The organism is Citrobacter sp. Cpo148, from assembly GCF_030332375.1.
GTDB lineage: Bacteria > Pseudomonadota > Gammaproteobacteria > Enterobacterales > Enterobacteriaceae > Citrobacter > Citrobacter portucalensis.
Map to the genome: position 1 here is coordinate 225,851 of NZ_JAOWHY010000042.1, position 18,424 is coordinate 244,274.

Sequence of the window (18,424 nt, forward strand, 5' to 3'; positions counted from 1 at the left end):
TCTATGAATCCTGAGCGTTCTGAACGCATTGAAATCCCCGTATTGCCGTTGCGCGATGTGGTGGTTTATCCGCACATGGTCATACCCTTATTTGTAGGGCGGGAAAAATCTATCCGTTGTCTGGAAGCGGCTATGGACCATGATAAAAAAATCATGCTGGTCGCACAGAAAGAAGCGTCAACGGATGAGCCGGGTGTAAACGATCTTTTCACCGTCGGGACCGTGGCCTCTATTTTGCAGATGCTGAAACTGCCTGACGGCACCGTAAAAGTGCTGGTCGAGGGGTTACAGCGTGCGCGTATTTCTGCGCTGTCTGACAACGGCGAGCATTTCTCTGCGAAAGCAGAGTACCTTGACTCGCCTGCTATTGATGAGCGCGAACAGGAAGTGCTGGTGCGTACCGCTATCAGCCAGTTCGAAGGCTATATCAAGCTGAACAAGAAAATCCCACCAGAAGTGCTGACGTCGCTGAACAGCATTGACGATCCTGCACGTCTGGCGGATACCATCGCTGCACACATGCCGCTGAAGCTGGCTGACAAGCAGTCCGTGCTGGAGATGTCCGACGTTAACGAACGTCTGGAATATCTGATGGCGATGATGGAATCTGAAATCGATCTGCTGCAGGTTGAGAAACGCATTCGCAACCGTGTGAAAAAGCAGATGGAAAAATCTCAGCGCGAGTACTATCTGAACGAGCAGATGAAAGCTATTCAGAAAGAACTCGGTGAGATGGACGATGCACCGGACGAAAACGAAGCGTTGAAGCGTAAAATCGACGCGGCGAAAATGCCGAAAGAGGCAAAAGAGAAAGCGGAAGCAGAACTGCAGAAGCTGAAAATGATGTCTCCTATGTCGGCGGAAGCGACCGTGGTGCGTGGCTACATCGACTGGATGGTACAGGTGCCGTGGAATGCGCGTAGCAAGGTCAAAAAAGACCTGCGTCAGGCGCAGGAAATCCTCGATACCGACCATTATGGTCTGGAGCGCGTCAAAGACCGTATCCTTGAGTATCTCGCGGTTCAAAGCCGTGTAAATAAAATCAAGGGGCCGATCCTGTGTCTGGTTGGACCGCCGGGGGTAGGTAAAACCTCTCTGGGGCAGTCCATCGCTAAGGCAACTGGGCGTAAATACATCCGTATGGCGCTGGGCGGCGTGCGTGATGAAGCCGAAATTCGCGGTCACCGCCGGACCTATATCGGTTCTATGCCGGGTAAACTGATCCAGAAAATGGCCAAAGTGGGCGTTAAAAACCCGCTGTTCCTGCTTGATGAGATCGACAAAATGTCTTCCGACATGCGTGGCGATCCGGCTTCCGCACTGCTTGAAGTGCTGGATCCAGAGCAGAACGTGGCGTTCAGCGATCACTACCTGGAAGTGGACTACGATCTCAGCGACGTGATGTTTGTTGCGACCTCTAACTCCATGAATATTCCGGCACCGTTGCTGGATCGTATGGAAGTGATCCGTCTGTCCGGTTATACCGAAGACGAAAAGCTGAACATTGCCAAACGTCACCTGTTGCCGAAACAGATTGAGCGTAATGCGCTGAAAAAAGGTGAGCTGACGGTCGACGATAGCGCCATTGTGGGCATTATTCGTTACTACACCCGTGAAGCAGGTGTGCGTAGTCTGGAACGTGAAATCTCTAAACTGTGCCGTAAAGCGGTGAAACAGCTGCTGCTGGATAAATCGCTGAAACATATTGAGATCAATGGCGACAACCTGCACGACTATCTGGGTGTACAGCGCTTTGACTATGGCCGCGCGGACAACGAAAACCGCGTTGGTCAGGTGACGGGTCTGGCGTGGACGGAAGTGGGCGGCGATCTGCTGACCATCGAAACCGCCTGCGTACCGGGTAAAGGTAAGTTGACCTACACCGGTTCTCTGGGTGAAGTCATGCAGGAGTCGATTCAGGCTGCGCTGACCGTGGTGCGCGCTCGTGCGGAAAAACTGGGTATTAACCCGGACTTTTACGAAAAACGCGACATCCACGTTCACGTACCTGAAGGGGCTACGCCGAAAGACGGTCCAAGTGCGGGTATTGCTATGTGTACTGCGCTGGTGTCTTGTCTTACCGGTAACCCAGTTCGCGCCGACGTGGCGATGACGGGTGAGATCACCCTGCGTGGTCAGGTTCTGCCTATCGGTGGTTTGAAAGAAAAACTGCTGGCGGCACACCGTGGCGGCATTAAGACGGTCTTAATTCCCGATGAGAACAAACGTGACCTGGAAGAGATTCCGGACAACGTAATTGCCGATCTTAATATTCACCCGGTGAAACGTATTGAGGAAGTTCTGACTCTTGCGTTGCAAAATGAACCCTCTGGAATGCAGGTTGTGACGGCAAAATAGTGACCTCGCGCAAAGAGCATTAATAAAAACAGGGCTGGCAGGCCATTTCGGGCTTGCCAGCCTTTTTTTGTATAGCTAATTTAGATAACGGATTAGGCTTGCCATCATTAACGGGTGTTGTAAGGGCATGGCAGGCCTGATATAACTGCTGCGCGGTCGCACTTTGAAGGATTCAGGTGCGATATAAATTATAAAGAGGAAGAGAAGAGTGAATAAATCTCAACTGATCGACAAAATTGCTGCAGGGGCTGATATCTCTAAAGCTGCGGCTGGACGTGCGTTAGATGCAATTATTGCTTCTGTTACCGAATCTCTGAAAGAAGGTGATGACGTAGCGCTGGTAGGTTTTGGTACTTTTGCCGTTAAAGAGCGTGCTGCCCGTACTGGTCGCAACCCGCAAACAGGTAAAGAGATCACCATTGCCGCGGCTAAAGTACCGGGCTTCCGTGCAGGTAAAGCACTGAAAGACGCGGTAAACTAAGTGATTTCCCCTTTGGGGATGTGACGAAGTACAAGGGCGCATCGACTGATGTGCCTTTTTTATTTGTAATTCCGGTACTTTCTACGCGTTGTGGGCTGACAATTGCCCCTGTTTCTTGTCACAATAGACCTTTGTGCGCAGCGTTCAGGAAACGCTATGCTGCGTGAAGCATATATACTCAAAATCCTTGTTGCCGTTGTTGTCATCAACGCGGGGGCAGCAGAGAGGATAACGCGTATAGTCATCTACAGCGGAGTGTGGTTACACCATGATGGACAGCTTACGCACGGCTGCTAACAGTCTCGTGCTCAAGATTATTTTCGGTATCATTATCGTGTCGTTCATTTTGACCGGCGTGAGTGGTTACCTGATTGGCGGAGGCAATAACTTCGCCGCCAAAGTGAATGGCCAGGAGATCAGCCGCGGGCAGTTCGAGAATGCGTTCAACAGCGAACGTAACCGCATGCAGCAACAGCTGGGCGATCAATACTCCGAGCTGGCCGCGAACGAAGGTTATATGAAAACGCTGCGTCAGCAGGTGCTGAATCGTCTTGTTGACGAAGCACTGCTGGATCAGTATTCCCGCGAGCTTAAGCTCAACATCAGCGACGATCAGGTTAAACAGGCCATTTTCGCCACGCCTGCGTTCCAGGTGGACGGCAAGTTTGATAACAACCGCTACAACGCGATTGTCAATCAAATGGGAATGACTGCAGACCAGTACGCTCAGGCATTACGTAATCAGCTTACGACACAGCAGCTGATTAACGGTGTTGCCGGTACGGACTTCATGCTGAAAGGTGAAACGGACGAACTGGCGGCGCTGGTCGCACAGCAGCGTATCGTGCGCGAGGCGACGATTGACGTTAACGCACTGGCCGCGAAGCAGTCTGTTACCGAGCAGGAAGTTGCCAGCTACTACGAGCAGAATAAAAACAACTTTATGACGCCGGAACAGTTCCGCGTGAGCTACATCAAGCTGGACGCTGCTGCAATGCAGGAGACGGCCAGCGATGCTGATATTCAGTCTTACTATGACCAGCATCAGGATCAGTTCACTCAGCCGCAGCGTAACCGCTACAGCATCATTCAGACCAAAACGGAAGATGAAGCCAAAGCGGTACTGGACGAGCTGAACAAAGGCGGTGATTTTGCTGCGCTGGCGAAAGAAAAATCTGCCGATATCATCTCTGCCCGTAAAGGCGGCGATATGGGATGGCTGGAAGATTCCACCACCCCGGATGAGCTGAAAAATGCTGGTCTGAAAGAAAAAGGCCAACTGTCTGGCGTAATTAAGTCTTCCGTTGGTTTCCTCGTTGCGCGTCTTGACGACGTACAGCCTGCGCAAGTTAAACCGCTGAGCGAAGCCCGTGACGAGATTGCGGCAAAAGTGAAGCAGGAAAAAGCGCTGGATGCGTACTATGCGCTGCAGCAGAAAGTCAGCGACGCGGCCAGCAATGATAACGAATCTCTGGCGGGTGCAGAGCAGGCTGCGGGTATGAAAGCGGTTGAAACGGGCTGGTTTAGCCGTGACAGCCTGCCGGAAGAACTGAATTTCAAACCAGTCGCTGACATCATTTTCAATGGTGGACTGGTTGGTGAGAACGGTACGCCTGGCAGTAACTCCGATATCATCACCGTGGACGGCGATCGTGCGTTCGTGCTGCGTATTGCAGAGCACAAAGCCGAAGCCGTGAAGCCACTGGCTGAAGTGAAAGAGCAGGTAACTGCGCTCGTTAAGCACAATAAAGCAGAGCAGCAGGCGAAGCTTGATGCCGATAAACTGCTGGCGGATCTGAAAGCCGGTAAAGGCGATGAAGCGATGAAAGCGGCGGGTCTGAGCTTTGGCGAGGCGAAAACGCTGAGCCGTACGGGTCAGGATCCGCTGAGCCAGGCTGCCTTTGGTCTGAGCCTGCCGGCGAAAGACAAACCGAGCTACGGCGTCGCGAACGACATGCAGGGTAACGTTGTTCTGTTGGCGTTGGACGAGGTGAAAGCCGGTTCTATGCCTGAAGCGCAGAAGAAAGCGATGGTTCAGGGGATCACTCAGAACAACGCGCAGATTGTCTTCGAAGCGCTGATGAGCAACCTGCGTAAAGCCGCAAAAATTAAAATCGGGGATGCGCTGGAACAGCAGCAATAACCGAGGCAGTTCGCAAAAAATTGCAAAAAGTTGTATCTACCAAAGGCCGCTTTCGCGGCCTTTTCCATTTCTGATATTTGCCGTTTGTCTGCCGTTCTGCACCTCGCTATCGTGATTCCACTGTTAACAAACAAGGAGAAAACAGTATGAAACATGGAATCAAAGCTCTGCTTATCACTCTTTCATTGACCTGCGCTGGTATGGCCCAAACCGCATTGGCGGCTGAGCCTGTCGCCAAAAGCCAGGCGACTCAAACCAAAGCGGAAAACCCAGGGGCGGCACAAAGCAAAGCCACACAGCCCGCTAAAGCAAGCGACGATGAGGGCACCAGGGTAAGCATCAACAACGCTTCTGCGGAGGATTTAGCGCGAGTTATGAATGGCGTGGGTCTAAAGAAAGCGCAGGCGATTGTGAGCTATCGTGAGGAGTACGGGCCGTTTAAAACGGTGGACGATTTAAAGCAGGTGCCGGGCATGGGCAGTTCACTGGTTGAGCGTAACCTGGCAGTTTTAACACTTCAATAACTTGCAGAGCGCTGAAAGTTTGCCAGACTGTAGAGGTCATACCAGTTATGACCTCTTTACCCAAAAATCTGTTCCTATAAAAACAACGTAAGGCTCCTGCGCTATGCAAACACAAATCAAAGTTCGTGGTTTTCACCTTGATGTCTATCAGCACGTTAACAATGCCCGCTATCTGGAGTTTCTGGAAGAGGCCCGCTGGGATGGTCTGGAAAACAGCGACAGCTTTCAGTGGATGACCGCACACAACATCGCTTTTGTGGTCGTGAATATTAATATCAACTACCGCCGTCCTGCGGTGCTGAGCGACCTGCTGACTATCACCAGTCAGGTTCAACAGTTAAATGGCAAAAGTGGCGTGTTAAACCAGACCATTACCCTGGAGCCAGAAGGGCAGGTGGTGGCAGACGCGCTGATTACGTTCGTCTGTATTGATTTGAAAACGCAAAAAGCGTTGCCGCTGGAAGGGGAGTTGCGCGAAAAACTGGAGCAGATGGTGCAGTAGTGGCTGCGACTGCCGGAAGGCGACGCTCAAGCGTCTTATCCGGCCTACAAGAGTTGCTGCAACTGCATGTAGGCCGGATAAGCAAAGCGCCATCCGGCAATACAATCACTTTAACCCGGTTTTCTGCTTCATTGCCGCCATTACTGCCGATTTATCCGCCAGATAATGGTTCAGGCCGTTGGCACGCAGATTACACGCCGCACAGTGACCGCAACCGTCACCTTTGATGCCGTTATAGCAGGTCAGAGTTTCTTCGCGTACCAGGTCCAGCTTGCCCCAATAATCGGCCAGTGCCCAGGTTTCGGCTTTATCGATCCACATCAGTGGGGTTTCAAAGCGAATATCTTTCGCCATCCCCAGGCTTACAGCATGGTTCAGGGCTTTAACGAACTCGTCGCGACAGTCCGGATAGCCGGAGAAATCGGTCTCACAAACGCCGGTAATGACCGCCTCTGCCTGCACCTGGTACGCGTAAATTGCTGCCAGCGTTAAGAACAGAATATTGCGTCCTGGCACAAAGGTATTGGGAATGCCGTTCGCATCCGGTTCGTAATCGGGTACTGGAATGTTATCGCGGGTCAGGCTGCTGACAGCCAGTTCACTGAGCAATGTGACATCAAGCACTTTGTGCGCGCGCGCGCCAAGTTTTAAGGCCAGGTCACGTGCGACATCAATCTCAGCGCGATGGCGCTGACCATAATCAAAGGTCACGCAGTGCACTTCATCATACTGATGCAGCGCTTGCGCCAGACAAGTCGTGGAGTCCTGACCTCCACTGAATACAACAACGGCACGTTTCATGGCTTTTCCTGACAAAATAACGAAGCCCTTATGGTAGCGCCTGGGCGTGCCGTCGACCAGCTTCTTCACGCGGAAGGAGGTGGCAGCCAGGCTTCGGTAAACTCGAACCAGCCACGAGGATTCAGGCGTACGCCGTTCACGCCCGGTGGTGCGCTGATGCGATAGTGATAATTGAACAGTGGCGTCAGGGTAGCGTCATGCATTAGCGTGGCGAAAACTTGTTGTAAAGCCGCGTGGCGATCGTCCTCATCGGCCTGAATTTGAAGGGCATCCAGGGTCGTTTGCAAATGTGTGTATGTTGGCGCATTCAATACATGTGACCAGAGCTGATCACAGCGCAACCACTGTTCGAGAGTATATTCAGGTGCCTCACCAATCAGCCTGTCGCCCATCATCAGGTCGGCCTGGGCTAAGGGATGATCGCCATCCCAGTTTTTAGCATTATGAAAAATAAGCGTTAATTCACAGCCGAGCAGCGCCAACGCCTGGCGAAGCTGTTCAGCCATAGCGTGAAGTTCTACCGGCAGGTGATAAGCCAGCGTCAGCTTTTCCGGCAGCGCTACCTCGTCGAGTTCATCCCATTGCGGGATAGTCCATCCGGGGAGCAGTGCATTGCTTGGCGTGATCAGATTTTCATCCACTTCAAGCGTTTGTAGCAGGGAAGAACGGTGGATGATATTTATTAGTCTACGGGCCTGCTGCGTATTCAGTCGCGCGCTTTTTCTGAGCGTGAGATAGCAAAAACCAAGACTGATCCCGCTGCTTACCTGGCTTAGCATAGGCAACTCTTCGGGTTTACCAATCGCAATTTGCACCGGATGGCGACAGCTGGTGCCCAGATCCTGGGAGAAGAGCTGCGGGGTTATCCAGTATTCAATGGCTTTTAGCAGCGGATGACTCAGATGGTAGTGATCGTGACTCTCGATACGCACCAGCTCAGGAGTAAACAGCGTCAGCCGGAACGGGCCGGTACCCACAAACGGGTGCTCAGGATGCGCCAGGTGACTGCTGTAGCTTGCCAGACGGTGCGCCAACCAGAAGTCGGGACGATGCAGAATAAAGGTCAGACACTGGGGATGCGTCACCTCAATGCGCTTTACGCTGATAAACAGCTTATTCAGCGCGGGGAGTTCTAACAGCTTCAGCAACTGCTGATGTAGCTGTGTGCTGCTGACCGCATCGCCGTTATGCCAGTACAGGGTGGAACGAATATAGAAATCCCAGCGCAGGCCGTCAGCGGAGATATTCCAGTGGTGGGCTAAGTCTCCACAGGGACGTTGCGTAGTGCTGTCAAACCGGGTCAGGCCAGAGAAAACTTGTCCAGCGAGGTGTTGCTCCGCGCGACCGGGGAGAAACCCGGGGTGCAAGGGGTCGAGCGGGCGGTAATAGGGTATACGCAGGGTTGGCGTGTCGTTTTGCCACTGACCGCCCATAAACGGTTGTAGCAGTGTTCTCAATTCGCCCGGCGCCAGCTGAGCCAGTTCCAGTACGCTAAGCTGCTCTCCCTTTTGCAGGGCCTGTTCCATCATGGTGTTGCGCAGTGAATCTGGCGTCACTAAAAACCGCAGCTGCCCGCGTTTCCCGCGCCCCGACTGGGCATGCCACTCCAGCCAGCCCGCATCCTGCGCTTGCTTTAGCAGGGTACGCACATGGCGTTCGCTACAAAAACAGCGTTCGGCCAGTTCCCCGACGGTCACCGACTGCGGTTCGCCGTTCGAGGGCAGCCACAGGCGTTGGTACTGGTTCAGGCGATTAAGCAGACGCATTGATACTTTTTCCTTCAGGATGTTCGTTAACGGTTTATGCGTAGAGAAACCCGGAACAATTCATTTTATCTATTCACTATTACTTCCGTATATCTCAGGTGATACTGGATCACAAGTTAACCGCGTCACAGTGTGGAGAAAGAAATGGCTCGTCTGGCTGCATTTGATATGGATGGCACCCTTTTGATGCCGAATCACCATTTAGGTGACGAAACGCTTTCAACGCTGTCGCGCCTGCGTGAACGCGATATTACTCTGACATTTGCTACCGGTCGCCATGTGCTTGAGATGCGCCATATTTTAGGCTCGATCTCACTGGACGCCTTTTTGATCACGGGTAATGGCACGCGCATTCACTCTCTTGAGGGCGATGTGTTACACCGTCAGGATCTGGATCCGAATGTCGCGGACATTGTGTTGCATCAGAAGTGGGACAGTACCGCCAGCATGCATGTCTTTAATGACAATGGCTGGTTCACCGGACAAGAGATCCCCTCGCTGCTGCAGGCGCATGTATATAGCGGATTTCGCTATCAGATCGTCGATGTGAAACGTATTCCGGCGCATCAGGTCACCAAAGTCTGCTTCTGCGGCGATCATGACTCTCTTATCCAATTGCGCATTCAACTGAATGAAGCGCTGGGTGAACAGGCGAATCTCTGTTTTTCCGCGTTTGATTGCCTTGAGGTGCTGCCGCTGGGCTGTAATAAAGGATCGGCATTGGCGGTGTTGAGCGACCATTTAGGTTATTCAATGGCCGAGTGTATGGCGTTTGGCGATGCCATGAACGATCGCGAAATGTTAGGCAGCGTTGGGCGCGGCCTGATTATGGGTAACGCGATGCCGCAACTGATTGCTGAACTGCCTCATTTATCGGTGATTGGGCATTGCCGTAATCAGGCAGTGTCACACTTTTTGACGCATTGGCTGGACAATCCACATCTACCTTATTCCCCCGAATGAGAGATCCCTTCCAGCAAGCCAGACTTCGCGTCTGGCTTTTTTTTATCCCATTAATGGGTGTTCAGTAGTTGGGCAAGCTCCGCTTTCCACGGCGTTAAATCACCGATGTGCGCGTCGACCCACTGTGGGTTGTAGTAGGTTTCCAGATAGCGTTCGCCGCTGTCACACAACAGTGTCACCAGCGAACCGGTAACGCCTGCATCGCGCATACGGGCGGCAAGTTGTAGCGTTCCCCACATGTTTGTGCCGGTAGAGGCGCCGACCTTGCGGCCCAACTGCGTTTCCAGCCAGTGTGCGGTGGCCACGCTTGCGGCATCCGGCACGCGCAGCATTTCATCGACCACGTCAGGAATGAAAGAGGGTTCTACGCGCGGACGCCCGATACCTTCAATTTTACTTCCTACCGGGCTGCGTAACGTGGCATCGCGATCCTGCCAGAAGGGCAGAAAGACCGAGTTTTCCGGGTCCACTACCATCAGTTGAGTGTCGTAGCCCTGACAGCGAATATAGCGGCCAATGGTTGCTGAGGTGCCACCGGTTCCGGCGCTCATCACAATATGGCGGGGAACGGGGTTGGGCTCGCACTGCATCTGACGAAAGATGCTGTCTGCGATATTATTATTGCCGCGCCAATCGGTGGCGCGCTCAGCGTAAGTGAACTGGTCCATGTAATGACCGTTCAGCTCACGCGCCAGTTGCTCAGAGGCCGCATAGATTTCGCAGGCGCTTTCCACGAAATGACAGCGACCGCCGTAAAATTCAATCTGTTCAACTTTACGTTTTGCCGTACAGGAAGGCATGACGGCAATAAATGGCAACCCTAGCAGTCGAGCGAAATAAGCCTCAGAGACCGCCGTTGAACCGGACGATGATTCAATGATGGTGGTGCCTTCTTTGATCCAGCCATTGCACAATCCGTACAGAAACAGTGAGCGCGCCAGACGATGCTTCAGACTCCCGGTCGGATGCGTGCTCTCATCTTTTAAATAGAGCTGAATGCCCGGGAACGCCGGTAGCGACAGGCGAATGAGATGCGTATCCGCAGAACGCTGATAATCCGCGTTGATTTCATTGATGGCGTTTTTAACCCAGGAGCTATTCATCATTAATAGATATCCATTTGTCATTTTGTGCCCAGAATAGCGAAAAGCACGGAAAAAATTGTTGCCATTTAGCCTTTAAAATAGAATGTAAGGAGAAAATTCTTCTCTGTGGAGTGGATATGTTAGACAAAATTGACCGCAAGCTACTCGGCTTACTGCAACAGGACTGCACCCTTTCTTTGCAGGCATTAGCAGATGCCGTTAATCTGACTACCACCCCCTGCTGGAAACGTCTCAAACGACTCGAGGATGACGGTATCCTGCTGGGCAGAGTCGCCCTGTTGGATCCAGAAAAACTGGGGCTGGGACTCACCGCGTTTGTGCTGATCAAAACTCAGCATCACAGCAGCGAATGGTATTGCCGCTTTGTCACTGAAGTGACCGGAATGCCCGAGGTTCTGGGGTTCTGGCGTATGGCAGGGGAGTATGACTACCTGATGCGAGTGCAGGTTGCTGATATGAAAAGCTATGATGAATTCTATAAGCGCCTGGTGAACAGCGTACCGGGCCTGTCTGACGTCACCTCCAGCTTTGCCATGGAACAGATTAAATACACAACTGCTCTACCTATTGAATAATTCTCCCGGCGCTTATTGCCGGAAATCTTGTCAGGACATAACGCGTGCGATTATTTGCTCAATTAAGCTGGTACTTCCGCCGGGAGTGGCGTCGCTACCTCGGGGCAGTGGCCCTGCTTATCATCATCGCTATCCTTCAGCTTATTCCGCCGAAAGTGGTCGGGATCATTGTGGATGGCGTGACGACTCAACGCTTCACCACCGAGCGGCTGCTGATGTGGGTGGGGACAATTGCCCTGATTGCCGTGGTGGTTTATTTGCTGCGTTATGTCTGGCGCGTGCTGCTGTTTGGCGCATCCTACCAACTGGCGGTTGAGCTGCGGGAAGATTATTACCGTCAGTTGAGTCGCCAGCATCCAGAATTTTATCTGCGGCACCGTACGGGCGATCTGATGGCGCGGGCAACCAACGATGTCGATCGCGTCGTATTTGCCGCCGGAGAAGGGGTGCTGACGCTGGTGGATTCGCTGGTAATGGGGTGTGTGGTGCTGATCGTGATGTCAACGCAGATAAGCTGGCAACTGACGCTCATTGCGCTGCTGCCGATGCCGGTGATGGCGTTGATGATCAAACGTTACGGCGATCGACTCCATAACCGTTTTAAGCTGGCGCAGGCGGCGTTTTCCAGTCTCAACGATCGTACTCAGGAAAGCCTGACCAGTATTCGTATGATCAAGGCCTTTGGGCTGGAGGATCGGCAGTCGGCATTATTTGCCGCTGATGCTGAAGATACCGGTAAGAAAAACCTGCGTGTGGCGCGCATTGACGCCCGCTTTGATCCTACGATTTATATCGCCATTGGTATGGCTAACCTGCTGGCGATTGCCGGGGGAAGCTGGATGGTGGTTCACGGCTCGCTGACGCTCGGGCAGCTCACCAGCTTTATGATGTATCTCGGTCTGATGATTTGGCCGATGCTGGCGCTGGCCTGGATGTTTAATATCGTCGAACGCGGCAGCGCCGCGTATAGCCGAATTCGCGCCATGCTGGCAGAAGCGCCGGTAGTGGATGACGGTACTGAACCGGTGCCGGAAGGACGCGGCGAGCTGGCGGTGGCGATTCGCGAATTTTGTTACCCGCAAACCACCCACCCGGCGCTGGAAAATGTGAATTTCCAGCTCAAACCTGGACAGATGCTGGGCATCTGTGGTCCGACCGGCGCGGGAAAAAGTACGGTGCTGTCGCTGATCCAGCGTCATTTTGATATCACCCAGGGCGATGTGCGCTTTCATGATATCCCATTAACGCGCTTACAGCTGGATAGCTGGCGCAGCCGACTGGCGGTTGTCAGCCAGACGCCATTCCTGTTTTCCGATACCGTCGGTAATAACATCGCCTTAGGACGCCCGCAGGCCACGCAGGAAGAGATCGAGCATGTGGCGCGCCTTGCCAGCGTTCATGAGGATATTTTACGTCTTCCTCAGGGCTACGACACCGAAGTGGGCGAACGCGGGGTGATGCTGTCTGGCGGGCAAAAACAGCGTATTTCTATCGCTCGAGCGTTATTGCTGAACGCTGAAATTCTGATTCTGGATGATGCGCTGTCGGCGGTGGATGGTCGTACCGAACATCAGATCCTACATAACCTGCGCCAGTGGGGCGAAGGCAGAACCGTGATTATCAGCGCACACCGTTTATCGGCTCTGACGGAAGCCAGCGAGATTATCGTGATGCAGCATGGGCATATTGCTCAGCGCGGTGAGCATGAATCTTTAGTGCAACAGCCCGGTTGGTATCGCGACATGTACCGCTATCAGCAACTTGAAGCGGCGCTGTCTGATGCACCAGAGATAAACGAGGAGGCGGCTAATGCGTAGTTTCGGGCAATTATGGCCAACTCTGAAAAGACTGCTGGCGTATGGTTCCCCATGGCGAAAACAGCTGGCGATTGCGGTAGTCATGCTATGGGTGGCTGCGGCGGCGGAAGTCAGCGGTCCGCTGCTGATTAGCTATTTTATCGATAACATGGTGGCGAAGAACATTCTGCCATTGGCGATGGTTGCCGGGCTGGTTGCGGCCTATGTCGGTCTGCAACTGCTGGCGGCAGGTCTGCATTACGCGCAGTCATTGCTGTTTAACCAGGCGGCGGTTGGCGTAGTACAACAGTTACGCACCGACGTAATGGACGCTGCGCTGCGCCAGCCGCTCAGCGCTTTTGATACTCAGCCCGTCGGGCAGCTTATCTCCCGCGTGACCAATGATACTGAAGTTATTCGCGACCTGTACGTGACGGTGGTCGCAACGGTCCTGCGCAGCGCGGCCTTAATCGGCGCGATGTTAGTGGCAATGTTCAGCCTGGAATGGCGCATGGCGCTGGTGGCAATGGCCATTTTCCCGGCCGTGCTGGTGGTGATGGTGATTTACCAACGCTACAGCACCCCGATTGTGCGTCGGGTGCGCGCTTATCTGGCGGATATTAACGATGGCTTTAACGAAGTCATCAACGGCATGAGCGTTATCCAGCAGTTCCGCCAGCAGGCAAGGTTTGGCGAGAGAATGGGCGAGGCCAGCCGCTCGCACTATATGGCGCGTATGCAAACCCTGCGACTGGATGGTTTTTTGCTGCGTCCGCTGCTGAGCCTGTTCTCGGCGCTGATCCTCTGCGGTTTGCTGATGCTGTTCAGTTTTACTTCTGGCACCTCCATCGAGGTTGGCGTGCTGTACGCGTTCATCAGCTACCTCGGCCGTTTGAACGAACCGCTGATCGAGCTGACCACCCAGCAATCAATGCTGCAGCAGGCGGTTGTCGCTGGTGAGCGAGTGTTCGAACTGATGGACGGGCCTCGTCAGCGCTATGGTGAAGACGATCGCCCGCTCAAAAGCGGAGACATTGAGGTGGATAACGTTTCATTTGCCTATCGCGACGACAATCTGGTGCTGCAAAACATCAGTCTGTCCGTGCCTTCGCGCAGCTTTGTGGCTTTGGTCGGACACACAGGCAGCGGCAAAAGCACGCTGGCCAGCCTGCTGATGGGATATTACCCGCTGACGCAGGGGGAAATCCGCCTTGACGGACGTCCGTTGTCTTCTCTGAGCCACGGTGCGTTACGTCAGGGCATCGCGATGGTGCAGCAGGATCCGGTGGTGATGGCGGATACCTTCCTGGCAAACGTCACGCTGGGTCGCGATATCTCAGAAGAGCGGGTCTGGCAGGCTCTGGAGACCGTGCAACTGGCAGAACTGGCTCGGGGTTTGAGCGAGGGGATTCATACCCGGCTGGGCGAGCAGGGCAATAATCTCTCCGTTGGGCAGAAACAGCTGCTGGCGCTGGCGCGGGTATTGGTTGAAACGCCGCAGGTGCTGATCCTCGATGAAGCCACGGCCAGTATTGATTCCGGTACTGAACAGGCCATTCAGCACGCGCTGGCGGCGGTCCGTGAACACACTACGCTGGTGGTGATTGCGCATCGGTTATCGACGATTGTCGATGCGGATACCATTCTGGTGCTGCATCGAGGTCAGGCGGTTGAGCGTGGTACGCACCAGCAATTACTGGCGGCGCAAGGCCGTTACTTGCAGATGTATCAGCTGCAGCTGGCGGGCGAAGAGTTAGCCGCCAGCACGCAAGAGGATTCTGTTATCGCCTGACGGCGCAGCGCTTACCCGGCCACGCGGTATCGTAGGCCGGGTAAGGCGTTTACGCCGCCATCCGGCAATCAACAATCTGGTGCAAAAATGTAACGCACTATGCACCGTTATAGTGCGTTTTTTCTTTTTCTCTCCCGATAGTACCCGGCGAACCTGAATCATTCCGCGTTTTTCATTCCTGGCACACCCCTTGCAATATTCCTCTCGTGTATCTGCAGCCACTACTGAATTCTGACTGGAGGGGATCTATGAAGCTGGTTACCGTGGTAATCAAACCGTTCAAACTGGAAGACGTCCGTGAAGCACTGTCGTCTATTGGTATTCAGGGGCTGACCGTCACCGAAGTGAAGGGGTTTGGCCGACAGAAAGGTCATGCTGAGCTGTACCGCGGGGCTGAATATAGCGTCAATTTTCTGCCAAAGGTGAAGATTGATGTGGCGATTGCCGACGACCAACTGGATGGCGTGATTGATGTCATCAGTAAGGCGGCATACACCGGAAAAATTGGCGACGGCAAAATCTTCGTCGCCGAGCTGCAACGTGTGATTCGTATTCGTACCGGCGAAGCCGACGAAGCCGCACTGTAACTTCTGGCACACAGTGATAGGAAACCAAAAAATGAAGATAGCAACGATGAAAACGGGTATTGCTTCACTGGCGCTACTGCCGGGACTGGCAATGGCGGCACCGGCGGTTGCGGATAAAGCAGATAACGCTTTTATGATGATCTGTACCGCGCTGGTGCTGTTTATGACTATCCCTGGCATTGCGTTGTTCTACGGCGGTTTGATTCGCGGTAAGAACGTGCTGTCGATGCTGACTCAGGTGACGGTGACATTCGCTCTGGTTTGTATTCTATGGGTGGTTTATGGCTACTCACTGGCCTTTGGCGAAGGGAATAATTTCTTCGGCAACTTCAACTGGGTATTGCTGAAGAACATCGCGCTGACGGCGGTCACGGGGAGCTTCTACCAGTACATTCACGTTGCTTTTCAGGGATCTTTTGCCTGCATCACCGTTGGGCTGATTGTCGGGGCGCTGGCTGAGCGTATTCGTTTCTCTGCGGTGCTGATTTTTGTGGTGGTGTGGTTAACGCTGTCGTACATCCCCATTGCACATATGGTCTGGGGCGGTGGATTGCTGGCTTCTCACGGCGCACTGGATTTTGCGGGCGGGACGGTCGTGCACATCAACGCAGCGATTGCCGGTCTGGTTGGCGCGTATCTGATTGGCAAACGCGTCGGTTTTGGCAAAGAAGCCTTTAAACCGCATAACCTGCCGATGGTCTTCACCGGTACCGCTATTCTCTACATTGGTTGGTTTGGCTTTAACGCCGGTTCAGCGGGAACGGCGAATGAAATTGCTGCACTGGCCTTCGTCAATACCGTGGTCGCCACCGCTGCCGCCATCCTCGGATGGATCTTCGGTGAATGGGCGCTGCGTGGTAAACCGTCTCTGCTGGGCGCCTGTTCCGGTGCTATTGCAGGTCTGGTGGGCGTAACACCTTCATGTGGCTACATCGGTGTCGGCGGGGCGCTGATTATCGGTGTAGTTGCGGGGTTGGCTGGTCTGTGGGGCGTAACCATGCTGAAGCGTTTTCTGCGCGTGGACGATCCGTGTGACGTGTTTGGCGTGCACGGCGTGTGCGGTATTGTTGGCTGCATCCTGACCGGGGTTTTCGCTGCCAGCTCTCTGGGCGGCGTGGGATTTGCTGAGGGCGTTACCATGGGGCATCAGCTGCTGGTGCAACTGGAAAGCGTGGCGATCACCATCGTCTGGTCCGGCGTGGTGGCCTTCATTGGCTATAAGCTGGCGGATATGACGGTGGGTCTGCGCGTACCGGAAGAGCAGGAACGCGAAGGTCTGGATGTGAACAGTCACGGCGAGAACGCTTACAACGCTTGATGTTTCAATCTGCCGGATGGTAACGCTTTTGCGCCACCATCCGGTAATTCTCAATTGCGATTACGCATTACCCCTTCCTGCACGGTAGAGGCGACCAGCACGCCGTCCTGCGTATAAAACTCCCCACGTACAAAACCTCTGGCACCGGAGGCCGAAGTACTCTCGACGTTATACAACAGCCACTCATTAATATTGAACGGACGGTGGAACCACATTGAATGGTCAATGGTGGCGATCTGAATCCCTTTTTCCAGAAAACCAATCCCGTACGGCTGCAGCGCTACAGGCAGGAAGTTCAGGTCTGAGGCATAACCCAGCAGATATTGATGGACGCGCAGATCGTCCTGCAGCTCGCCGTTTGCACGGATCCATACCTGGCGCGCCGGAGGTGCGACGTGACCTTTTAAGGGGTTATGAAATTCAACCGGGCGCACTTCCAACGGACGATCGTTGATAAATTTTTCTTTCAACAGCGGCGGCAGTAAATGCGCCACTGAGCGGGCAATTTCTGTTTCTGATTTCAGCTCATCGGGACCCGGCGCATCCGGCATGGTTTTCTGATGTTCAAATCCGTCTTCCGGTGCCTGGAAAGAGGCGGTCATGTAAAAAATGGGTTTACCATTCTGAATTGCGGCAACGCGGCGCGCGCTGAAGCTGTTACCATCACGCAAGACTTCAACATCATAGATGATGGGCTTTTGGCTATCGCCGGGGCGTAAAAAGTAGCTGTGGAAGGAGTGCACCAGACGCTCTTCCGGTACGGTTTCTTTGGCGGCATACAGCGCCTGACCGACAACCTGTCCCCCAAAAACCTGACGTAACCCTAAGTCTTCACTTTGGCCCCGAAAGAGTCCTTCTTCAATTTTTTCCAGATTTAACAATGTCAGCAAATTTTTCAGCGCCAGACTCATACGTGCTCTCCAGGTTATATCGATCTCGCAGCGAGGTAGGCAGAGTATAACGCAATTTTGAAAGTGGTCCGATGGGTGCAATTGTCTGAATTAAAGGCCTATTACAGGCAAAAACAGCTGTCTTGTGCCACACTTAGTCACGTTATGTTTTTGTTAACCACTCTTCTGGCGAGGAAAGTTCTCGCTGGTGCATAGATGATAAGGAGAATTTAATGAAACTCGTGCACATGGTAAGTGGTTTAGCGGTTGCGGTCGCTCTGGCGGCCTGTGCTGATAAAAGTGCAGATATTCAGACACCTGCGCCAAGCCCTAATACGTCAATTGCTGACACACAGTCTAAAATTCAACAGCCAAATGTTTCTGGTACGGTATGGATCCGCCAGAAAGTGGCCTTGCCACCCGATGCGGTGCTGACCGTCACGCTGTCAGATGCGTCGCTGGCCGATGCACCGTCAAAAGTGCTGTCGCAAAAAGCGGTCCGTACTGAAGGTAAGCAGGCCCCATTCAGCTTTGTATTACCATTTAACCCGGCAGATATTCAGCCTAACGCCCGTATTCTGCTGAGTGCGGCAATTACGGTTAATGACAAACTGGTCTTTATTACTGATACCGTTCAGACTGTCATTAATCAGGGTGGTACGAAAGCTGACCTGACGCTGGTCCCTGTACAGCAAACAGCAGTACCGGTTCAGGCAAGCGGTGGGGCAGCCACCACGGTGCCATCAACGTCACCAACCCAGGTGAATCCTTCTTCTGCCGTTCCTGCTCCCACGCAGTACTAAGGCAGTCGTAACCCTCTCC

Annotated in this window: 16 protein-coding genes; 12 read left to right on the forward strand and 4 right to left on the reverse strand. The window is 53.4% G+C overall.

Features of this window, described 5'->3' with window-relative positions:
- Positions 1 to 3: 3 nt before the first annotated feature.
- From lon to fadM, 5 genes are all read left to right on the forward strand, one after another.
- Positions 4 to 2,358 carry an endopeptidase La gene (lon, locus tag OGY10_RS07710; protein ID WP_003831014.1) on the forward strand — a complete coding sequence of 785 codons (2,355 nt, stop codon included), beginning with the start codon at positions 4 to 6 and terminating at the stop codon, positions 2,356 to 2,358.
- 190 nt (positions 2,359 to 2,548) lie between these two features.
- Positions 2,549 to 2,839 (forward strand): nucleoid-associated protein HU-beta, encoded by a 291-nt coding sequence (hupB, locus tag OGY10_RS07715; RefSeq protein WP_219352570.1) that lies wholly within the window; start codon positions 2,549 to 2,551, stop codon positions 2,837 to 2,839.
- Positions 2,840 to 3,107: 268 nt separating this feature from the next.
- A complete protein-coding gene (gene ppiD / locus OGY10_RS07720) occupies positions 3,108 to 4,982 on the forward strand; it encodes a peptidylprolyl isomerase (protein WP_003831016.1) in 1,875 nt (624 codons plus the stop codon).
- A gap of 146 nt (positions 4,983 to 5,128) precedes the next feature.
- Entirely contained in the window at positions 5,129 to 5,506 is a 378-nt protein-coding gene (locus OGY10_RS07725) for a helix-hairpin-helix domain-containing protein (protein WP_191226330.1), read from the forward strand.
- Between the two features lie 103 nt (positions 5,507 to 5,609).
- The gene (fadM, locus tag OGY10_RS07730; protein WP_003021636.1) at positions 5,610 to 6,008 is read left to right on the forward strand and encodes a long-chain acyl-CoA thioesterase FadM; all 399 of its coding nucleotides are present in this window, start codon (positions 5,610 to 5,612) and stop codon (positions 6,006 to 6,008) included.
- 105 nt (positions 6,009 to 6,113) lie between these two features.
- Here fadM and queC read toward each other — a convergent pair whose 3' ends face one another.
- Together queC and OGY10_RS07740 are read right to left on the reverse strand one after the other, a co-directional pair.
- Positions 6,114 to 6,809, reverse strand: coding sequence for a 7-cyano-7-deazaguanine synthase QueC (gene queC / locus OGY10_RS07735; RefSeq protein WP_043015404.1), 696 nt, complete (start codon positions 6,807 to 6,809; stop codon positions 6,114 to 6,116).
- Positions 6,810 to 6,874: 65 nt separating this feature from the next.
- The gene (locus OGY10_RS07740) at positions 6,875 to 8,575 is read right to left on the reverse strand and encodes an SgrR family transcriptional regulator (protein WP_167820277.1); all 1,701 of its coding nucleotides are present in this window, start codon (positions 8,573 to 8,575) and stop codon (positions 6,875 to 6,877) included.
- Positions 8,576 to 8,719: 144 nt separating this feature from the next.
- On the opposite strand from OGY10_RS07740, the gene cof reads away from it, so the two are divergent.
- A complete protein-coding gene (gene cof, locus OGY10_RS07745) occupies positions 8,720 to 9,538 on the forward strand; it encodes an HMP-PP phosphatase (protein WP_191226329.1) in 819 nt (272 codons plus the stop codon).
- A gap of 50 nt (positions 9,539 to 9,588) precedes the next feature.
- Here cof and OGY10_RS07750 read toward each other — a convergent pair whose 3' ends face one another.
- Positions 9,589 to 10,644, reverse strand: coding sequence for a PLP-dependent cysteine synthase family protein (locus OGY10_RS07750; RefSeq protein ID WP_220471131.1), 1,056 nt, complete (start codon positions 10,642 to 10,644; stop codon positions 9,589 to 9,591).
- A 116-nt stretch (positions 10,645 to 10,760) separates the two neighbouring features.
- Here OGY10_RS07750 and decR point away from each other — a divergent pair, with 116 nt between their 5' ends.
- From decR to amtB, 5 genes are all read left to right on the forward strand, one after another.
- On the forward strand, positions 10,761 to 11,219 hold the full coding sequence (decR, locus tag OGY10_RS07755; protein WP_003831023.1) for a DNA-binding transcriptional regulator DecR: 459 nt from the start codon (positions 10,761 to 10,763) through the stop codon (positions 11,217 to 11,219).
- 44 nt (positions 11,220 to 11,263) lie between these two features.
- Positions 11,264 to 13,036, forward strand: coding sequence for a SmdA family multidrug ABC transporter permease/ATP-binding protein (locus tag OGY10_RS07760; protein ID WP_191226328.1), 1,773 nt, complete (start codon positions 11,264 to 11,266; stop codon positions 13,034 to 13,036).
- Positions 13,029 to 14,807, forward strand: coding sequence for a SmdB family multidrug efflux ABC transporter permease/ATP-binding protein (locus OGY10_RS07765; protein ID WP_234103276.1), 1,779 nt, complete (start codon positions 13,029 to 13,031; stop codon positions 14,805 to 14,807). Before OGY10_RS07760 ends, OGY10_RS07765 begins: the two co-directional genes overlap by 8 nt.
- 248 nt (positions 14,808 to 15,055) lie before the next feature.
- A complete protein-coding gene (gene glnK / locus OGY10_RS07770) occupies positions 15,056 to 15,394 on the forward strand; it encodes a P-II family nitrogen regulator (RefSeq protein WP_003021657.1) in 339 nt (112 codons plus the stop codon).
- Positions 15,395 to 15,425: 31 nt separating this feature from the next.
- Entirely contained in the window at positions 15,426 to 16,712 is a 1,287-nt protein-coding gene (gene amtB, locus OGY10_RS07775) for an ammonium transporter AmtB (RefSeq protein ID WP_286576597.1), read from the forward strand.
- Positions 16,713 to 16,762: 50 nt separating this feature from the next.
- Here amtB and tesB read toward each other — a convergent pair whose 3' ends face one another.
- On the reverse strand, positions 16,763 to 17,623 hold the full coding sequence (gene tesB, locus OGY10_RS07780) for an acyl-CoA thioesterase II (RefSeq protein WP_003831027.1): 861 nt from the start codon (positions 17,621 to 17,623) through the stop codon (positions 16,763 to 16,765).
- 212 nt (positions 17,624 to 17,835) lie between these two features.
- On the opposite strand from tesB, the gene OGY10_RS07785 reads away from it, so the two are divergent.
- Positions 17,836 to 18,405: a YbaY family lipoprotein gene (locus OGY10_RS07785; RefSeq protein ID WP_003021666.1), complete on the forward strand. Its 570-nt coding sequence runs from the start codon at positions 17,836 to 17,838 to the stop codon at positions 18,403 to 18,405.
- Positions 18,406 to 18,424: the final 19 nt, after the last annotated feature.

Excerpts from the sequence above, each read along its gene's own strand:
- lon (WP_003831014.1), top strand. The coding sequence starts at position 4 with ATGAATCCTGAGCGTTCTGAACGCATTGAAATCCCCGTATTGCCGTTG.
- ppiD (WP_003831016.1), top strand. The coding sequence starts at position 3,108 with ATGATGGACAGCTTACGCACGGCTGCTAACAGTCTCGTGCTCAAGATT.
- OGY10_RS07725 (WP_191226330.1), top strand. The coding sequence starts at position 5,129 with ATGAAACATGGAATCAAAGCTCTGCTTATCACTCTTTCATTGACCTGC.
- fadM (WP_003021636.1), top strand. The coding sequence starts at position 5,610 with ATGCAAACACAAATCAAAGTTCGTGGTTTTCACCTTGATGTCTATCAG.
- queC (WP_043015404.1), bottom strand. The coding sequence starts at position 6,809 with ATGAAACGTGCCGTTGTTGTATTCAGTGGAGGTCAGGACTCCACGACT.
- OGY10_RS07740 (WP_167820277.1), bottom strand. The coding sequence starts at position 8,575 with ATGCGTCTGCTTAATCGCCTGAACCAGTACCAACGCCTGTGGCTGCCC.
- cof (WP_191226329.1), top strand. The coding sequence starts at position 8,720 with ATGGCTCGTCTGGCTGCATTTGATATGGATGGCACCCTTTTGATGCCG.
- OGY10_RS07750 (WP_220471131.1), bottom strand. The coding sequence starts at position 10,644 with ATGATGAATAGCTCCTGGGTTAAAAACGCCATCAATGAAATCAACGCG.
- decR (WP_003831023.1), top strand. The coding sequence starts at position 10,761 with ATGTTAGACAAAATTGACCGCAAGCTACTCGGCTTACTGCAACAGGAC.
- OGY10_RS07765 (WP_234103276.1), top strand. The coding sequence starts at position 13,029 with ATGCGTAGTTTCGGGCAATTATGGCCAACTCTGAAAAGACTGCTGGCG.
- glnK (WP_003021657.1), top strand. The coding sequence starts at position 15,056 with ATGAAGCTGGTTACCGTGGTAATCAAACCGTTCAAACTGGAAGACGTC.
- amtB (WP_286576597.1), top strand. The coding sequence starts at position 15,426 with ATGAAGATAGCAACGATGAAAACGGGTATTGCTTCACTGGCGCTACTG.
- tesB (WP_003831027.1), bottom strand. The coding sequence starts at position 17,623 with ATGAGTCTGGCGCTGAAAAATTTGCTGACATTGTTAAATCTGGAAAAA.
- OGY10_RS07785 (WP_003021666.1), top strand. The coding sequence starts at position 17,836 with ATGAAACTCGTGCACATGGTAAGTGGTTTAGCGGTTGCGGTCGCTCTG.